This window comes from Ruegeria sp. CDSA020 (assembly GCF_059612345.1).
The window spans coordinates 489,826-495,825 of record NZ_JBXWQK010000002.1; the positions used below are offsets into that span (position 1 = coordinate 489,826).

The 6,000-nt window shown below is 54.5% G+C and carries 8 protein-coding genes and 1 pseudogene; 1 reads left to right on the forward strand and 8 read right to left on the reverse strand.

Annotated features, from left to right (window positions below; all coding sequences use genetic code 11):
- Positions 1 to 75: 75 nt before the first annotated feature.
- The 8 genes and pseudogenes from AC2FJW_RS05385 to AC2FJW_RS05420 all read right to left on the reverse strand — a co-directional run bounded on the left by AC2FJW_RS05385 (position 76) and on the right by AC2FJW_RS05420 (position 5,152).
- Positions 76 to 1,110, reverse strand: a complete 1,035-nt coding sequence (locus AC2FJW_RS05385) for a fatty acid desaturase (RefSeq protein WP_496749423.1) — start codon at positions 1,108 to 1,110, stop codon at positions 76 to 78.
- A 170-nt stretch (positions 1,111 to 1,280) separates the two neighbouring features.
- Positions 1,281 to 1,577 (reverse strand): 50S ribosomal protein L23, encoded by a 297-nt coding sequence (locus tag AC2FJW_RS05390; RefSeq protein WP_142639794.1) that lies wholly within the window; start codon positions 1,575 to 1,577, stop codon positions 1,281 to 1,283.
- On the reverse strand, positions 1,574 to 2,191 hold the full coding sequence (gene rplD, locus AC2FJW_RS05395; protein ID WP_050605826.1) for a 50S ribosomal protein L4: 618 nt from the start codon (positions 2,189 to 2,191) through the stop codon (positions 1,574 to 1,576). Before rplD ends, AC2FJW_RS05390 begins: the two co-directional genes overlap by 4 nt.
- On the reverse strand, positions 2,188 to 2,913 hold the full coding sequence (gene rplC / locus AC2FJW_RS05400) for a 50S ribosomal protein L3 (RefSeq protein WP_271951966.1): 726 nt from the start codon (positions 2,911 to 2,913) through the stop codon (positions 2,188 to 2,190). Before rplC ends, rplD begins: the two co-directional genes overlap by 4 nt.
- Before the next feature lie 18 nt (positions 2,914 to 2,931).
- Entirely contained in the window at positions 2,932 to 3,246 is a 315-nt protein-coding gene (gene rpsJ / locus AC2FJW_RS05405; RefSeq protein ID WP_008756422.1) for a 30S ribosomal protein S10, read from the reverse strand.
- Between the two features lie 192 nt (positions 3,247 to 3,438).
- Positions 3,439 to 4,098: a hypothetical protein gene (locus AC2FJW_RS05410; RefSeq protein ID WP_142639798.1), complete on the reverse strand. Its 660-nt coding sequence runs from the start codon at positions 4,096 to 4,098 to the stop codon at positions 3,439 to 3,441.
- Between the two features lie 155 nt (positions 4,099 to 4,253).
- A pseudogene (locus AC2FJW_RS05415) lies at positions 4,254 to 4,355 on the reverse strand (EF-Tu C-terminal domain-related protein); the annotation flags it as partial.
- 44 nt (positions 4,356 to 4,399) lie between these two features.
- Complete coding sequence (locus AC2FJW_RS05420; protein ID WP_271951961.1) at positions 4,400 to 5,152, reverse strand: FkbM family methyltransferase; 753 nt, start codon at positions 5,150 to 5,152, stop codon at positions 4,400 to 4,402.
- 256 nt (positions 5,153 to 5,408) lie between these two features.
- Between AC2FJW_RS05420 and AC2FJW_RS05425 the strand changes: the two genes are divergently transcribed.
- Positions 5,409 to 5,750 carry a RidA family protein gene (locus tag AC2FJW_RS05425; protein ID WP_496699245.1) on the forward strand — a complete coding sequence of 114 codons (342 nt, stop codon included), beginning with the start codon at positions 5,409 to 5,411 and terminating at the stop codon, positions 5,748 to 5,750.
- Positions 5,751 to 6,000: the final 250 nt, after the last annotated feature.

Genomic DNA, 6,000 nt, shown 5'->3' on the forward strand with positions numbered 1-6,000 from the left:
CGACCGTATCCGCATCACACGCCGGGGGCAACGACCGGATTTCCGGCTATCGTTCACACCCTCTGAGCGATCCCGTTACCCATACAGCGCGCGCGCTTCGGCAAAGGACAGCAGGCGGCGGTTTTTCTCATCCCACAGGTGTAGCCGTGCGTTGGCGAGGCTCTCGCGGATGGTCATCCGGTTGCTGTTGGCCAACTCGTCATGATCCCGCAGCACCTCGGTCAGGCGATAGAACGGGATGCGGCTGTACAGATGGTGTACGTGGTGGATGCCGATGTTGGCCGTGAACCACTGCAATACGGATGGCAGGATGTAATGCGAGCTGCCGTGCAGGGCGGCCTCGTGCAGTTGCCAGTCCTGATCAGGGTCCCATTGCGTCTCTTCGAATTGGTGCTGGACGTAGAACAGCCAGACGCCAGCCGTTGCAGCGATCAGGGTCGAGGGCAGGAAAATCAGCAGCACCGGCATCAGGCCACCAAAATAGTAGATGGCCCCCAGTGCGGTCAGAATGGCCAGGTTCGTCGCCATCGCGCTGACCCAGAATTTCGGAATACCGGTCAAGCCAAGCGGGAGGCGGTTTTGAAACAGGAACAGATAGCCGGGCCCAAAGCCAAACAGGGTGATCGGGTGGCGATAGAGCCGGTAAAACAACCGGTTCAAGGGCGTCAGCGCCCGGTATTCGGCCACCGTCAGCGTATGGATGTCCCCCATCCCGCGCTTATCCAGATTGCCAGATGAGTTGTGATGCGAGGAATGTGTGCGCCGCCAAACATCGTAAGGCGTCAACGTCAGCACCCCGAGCCCCCGACCGACCCAGTCACTGACCGTCCGGTTCGTAAAAAATGCCCCGTGACCGCAATCATGCTGAATGGCAAACAGGCGCAGCAGAAAGGCCGCGTTCAGAACCGAGATCGCAAGCGCCAGCCAATAGCTCACCGACAAAGACATCCAGGCCAAGGCCCAAAGCGCTATGAAGGGGACACAGGTAACCCCCAGCTCGAACCAGCTACGCGGTTGGCTTGGCTCCCGATATTTGGCCAGCGTCGACACCCAGTCCCGCGCGACAGTCACATCCGGGTTGTCCCGGGTCGAGAGAGTGGATTGGGTCATGCGCCTGCCATATCGTTTGTTTGTTCCATACCGGATAGACGACCCCACCGGCATAGCAATCATTTTCTGTTCGAGACGCTGGGAATGGCGCTCAACTTTTGGTGTCACTACCTAAAGAAAAACCCCCGCTTTCGCGGGGGTCTTAATGGTTTGTCCAAAGACAGGCCCGATCAAAGACCGGTGGAAATGTCGATGGTGTTACCCTCTTCAAGGGTCACATATGCTTTTTTGACGTCTTTCCGCTTGCCCAACTGGCCGCGGAACCGCTTGACCTTGCCTTTGGTCACAGAGGTGTTCACCGCTTTGACCTTCACACCAAACAGTGCCTCAACGGCCTCTTTGATCTGTGGCTTGTTGCTGTCAATCGCAACCTCAAAGACAACCGCGCCGTTTTCGGACGCCATGGTCGACTTTTCGGTGATGATCGGCTTGCGGATCACGTCGTAGTGTTCTGCCTTCGCGCTCATTTCAGTCGAGCCTCCAGTGCTTCGACAGCCGCTTTGGTGAGCACCAGAGTGTCACGCTTGAGGATGTCATAAACGTTTGCACCCATCGACGGCAGGATATCCAGACCTTCGATGTTGCGCGACGCCTTCAGGAACCCTTCGTTCACGGTCGCCCCGTCGATGACCAGAGCGCGTTTCCAACCCAGGTTTGCAACCTGCTTGGCCAGAGCAGCGGTCTTGCCTTCGGCTTCGGCGTTCTCGATCACGACCAGTTCACCAGCTGCCATTTTGGCAGACAGCGCGTGGCGCAGACCAAGTTTACGGAACTTTTTCGGCAGGTCATGACCATGCGAACGCACGACCGGACCTTTGTAAACGCCACCACCCCGGAAGATCGGTGCCGAACGGGCGCCGTGGCGTGCGCCACCGGTGCCTTTTTGGCGATAGATCTTCTTGGTCGAGTAGGACACTTCCGAGCGGGTCTTGACCTTGTGGGTGCCAGCCTGCGCGTTGTTACGCTGCCAACGGACCACACGGTGCAGGATGTCCGCGCGCGGCTCCAGGCCGAACAGGTCTGCATCCAGCTCGATGTTGCCGGCTTTGCCGCCGTCCAGTTTGATTACATCAAGTTTCATGCTTCACCACCTTCCGCGGGAACTTCTTCCGCAGGTGCTTCGGTTGCAGCCGATTTCACAGCAGCCGGGAAAGGCAGGCCTTCCGGTGCTTTCTTCTTGACGGCGTCCTTGACGGTAACCCAACCGGATTTCGGTCCGGGAACGGCGCCTTTGATGAAGACCAGACCACGGTCGGCGTCGGTTTTGACGACTTCCAGGTTCTGGGTGGTTACACGGGCAGCACCCATGTGACCGGCCATCTTTTTGCCTTTGAAAACCTTGCCCGGATCCTGACACTGGCCAGTTGAACCGTGCGAACGGTGGCTGATCGAAACACCGTGTGAGGCGCGAAGACCACCGAAGTTCCAGCGCTTCATTGCACCGGCAAAGCCTTTACCGATCGAAGTACCCGAAACGTCAACTTTCTGACCTTCCAGGAAATGCTCTGCCGAAATCTCGGCACCTACTTCGATCAGGCCATCTTCGGAGACGCGGAACTCGACCAGCTTACGCTTGGGTTCAACCTTGGCAGCGGCATAGTGACCGCGCATGGCTTTCGAGGTGCGTTTTGCCTTGGCAGCACCGGCACCCAGCTGAACAGCAGTATAGCCGTCCTTCTCGTCCGTGCGCTGTGCAACAACCTGCAGGTTGTCCAGGTGAAGAACGGTTACAGGGATCTGCTTGCCGTCTTCCATGAACAGGCGGGTCATGCCGACTTTTTTTGCGATAATACCAGAGCGCATAATCTATACCCTCCGATCTTACGACTGCAGCTTGATCTCGACGTCCACACCAGCAGCGAGGTCGAGCTTCATCAGCGCGTCAACGGTCTGGGGGGTCGGATCAACGATGTCGAGCAGACGCTTGTGCGTACGGATCTCGAACTGGTCGCGGGATTTCTTGTCGACGTGAGGACCACGGAGAACCGTGAACTTCTCGATCTTGTTCGGCAGCGGGATCGGGCCGCGCACGTTCGCGCCGGTCCGCTTGGCAGTGTTGACAATCTCTTGCGTGCTGGCATCCAGAACGCGATAGTCAAATGCCTTCAGCCGAATACGGATATTTTGGCTTTGCATAATAACAGCCTTTTATCAGGCGTTGAGGTTGAGAGGAGGACAAGCGCGCATCGCCAACCCTCATCGAACCCAAAAGGCGGGAATCACCCCGCCTTGATGTTCTTACAGAGAACTCGCGCGACCTACAGGGGTTGGTGGGGTTTGGCAAGGGGGTTTAATGTATTTCGACACGTGTAATCGATGCCGCTCCAGCTACTCACACCATTTTATCAGATTGGTATCAATTGAATGCTCAAAACACTCAGTATACGGGAGCCAAAGAAAAGCATTGCCGTCCACAATGTAAAGGCCAGTAGGTTTGTCATCAACGACAACTCCAAACCTTAGAGAGGCGGCTTCCAATTCCATCTCGCAAATGGACTTCGGCTCTAGGACAACTGAACCCGGGCCATTATACGAAGGGTACTCGACTTTGCTGGCGTCAACGCGCGAATTGATCTCAGCGTTTTCGCATTTCCGATAGAACTCTTCAGTCGCAGCGGCAATTTCTGCATACATGCTTTTTCCTATGTGTTCTTTCAGCGGAAATCCACCGTTCGCAAGAACAAACTTTTCATTGGCTTCAATCAATAGCGAACAGTTCTCTTCACTATCGAATACTGCAAGCGCTTTACCGTCAGGTTTAAGCGCTCCCTGATACCGGTTTCTAATGAAATCAACTTCGAAAACGCCAGGCAAACTGATACGTTTGAAGCTCGGATCTGAAAAGCCTGCGCCGCAATGCCAATCGGCATCCAAAGCAACGTCCCCCAGGATGGTCAGCTTTTTTCTTGAAGAAACTTGTGTCGTTTCAAGCGTGGTGCAAGCGCACAATACGAGGCAAGAGAGGATCAAAAACGTTGTTTTGTTCAAAATTTTCTCGTCAGTGTTTGTTCGTATATACGGTCCAAAAGCAGAATGCTGAGTGAGCTTAAGTCAAAACGCCAACTAAATATCAAGTTGAAAACGGAAACAGGAAAGGGCGCCCCGAGGGACGCCCTTTCCGTTTGATCATTCGCTTGCGCGACTTACTCAACAATCTTCGACACAACACCGGCGCCGACGGTGCGGCCGCCTTCGTGGATCGCAATGCGCAGGCCATCTTCCATCGCGATTGGCTCAACGCCTTCGCGGACAACACAACTCGCGTTGCATGCGGAAAGATGCCCTTAGACTATGTCTTGGCTACGCGTGCCGCCATACGTGACAGTCTGGTATCCTGATAGTCGAACACTGAGCTTTCGAAAGGGGCAAAGATGGCATCGCAATCGGTCGCTTCCGCAGACGGTGGCCTGACGAATTCGTGCAGCTCAAACCCGTGATCTGCCATCGCGGCGACAAAATCGCTGAACCTATAACCGCCATGATACCGACGCCGTACAGAGACTTCAGCCAATACAAAGGTGCATTTTTTTAGCATCTCCGATGCACCTTTAATAACCTCGATTTCAAAACCTTCCGTGTCGATTTTCAATCCGAAAGGTTCCTTGTAGGAAGACGCAATCTCATCCAGTGTTTTTACCGGGACTTGTCGCTCTTCAACTTGCGAGGTGTGCTGGATTGCCGCTTCGTCAAACTCCTGCATCGTTGCCCGTGTGCCGAGCCAACGATCGCCGACCGTTGGAATTCGAAGAGTCGTCTGTCCGCTTTCGGCACCAACTCCGCAAGCATGGAAATCAAAATCGATCTTGTCGCCCCAGTTTTTCCGTACCTTGGTTTCGTAATCCGAAATGGGCTCAACCAACACAAACTTGGCTGCGGGGAAAGCTTCGTACAAATGCTCGGTTCCCGAGGCCACCCCGACATCGAATACTGTCTCGACCTCAAAACCCAGATTACCGATATAGGCACCCGTCTCCTTCATTGGCGAAACCTGATATCCTCGCCGCTTCAGGCGTTTGGACAGTCGTTCTACGGTTTCGTCCATGTCGAAGTATCCTTCTTGCGGTTTCGCCCGATGCAATCCACTGAAACCAACTAGAGAGCACTTCAACGGCAAAAGCGCAATCTGGTATACTGTGTCGCTGGCAAGCTAGCCTAGGCGCGGCAAAATGCTATCGACCCGCCCCGTCCCCGACCAGTTCAACTTTTCTGAAAGTTACTCAAGCGGTTTCCGTTTGCCATGCGGGGCATCTTATGACCATGAACGCGTGCATCAAACAGGAAACAGCGAGATCACTCCAATGATAGAACGCATCGAAACCGGCGAGAGATCGTCCAAAATCGTTAAACATAATGGTGTGGCCTATTTGACCGGGCAAGTCGCCGAAGGTGATACCATTCAGGAACAGGTGCGTATTTGCCTTGGGAAAATTGACGACCTGCTAGAGCGCGCAGGTTCATCACGGGAAAAAATGCTGCGTGTGACCATCTGGCTAGCCGATATGAAGGACTTTGCTGGTTTGAACGAGGTCTGGAATGCTTGGGTTCCTACAGGATACGCACCTGCGAGGGCGTGTGGCGAAGCAAAATTGGCGCGGCCCGAACTTAAGGTGGAATTCATAGTGGACGCTGCATACGACTAAAGCATGCTGCTTCTTTAGGTATTCCCCGTCTTGAATTACCAAATTCAAACAGAAAAAGCCCGCCCCGGTTTGGGGCGGGCTTTTTTGTTTCGACGGTTAGGTCTGAGACTATTCGGCGAACGATCTCATCACCGCCTCCGATCACTCAACACTCTTTAGTGTACGATATGGGCGCGTCGCGGGCTTGTCGAGATCAAACGAGAAAGGGCGCCGGATGGGCGCCCTTTCCATTTGATCATTCGCTTGCGCG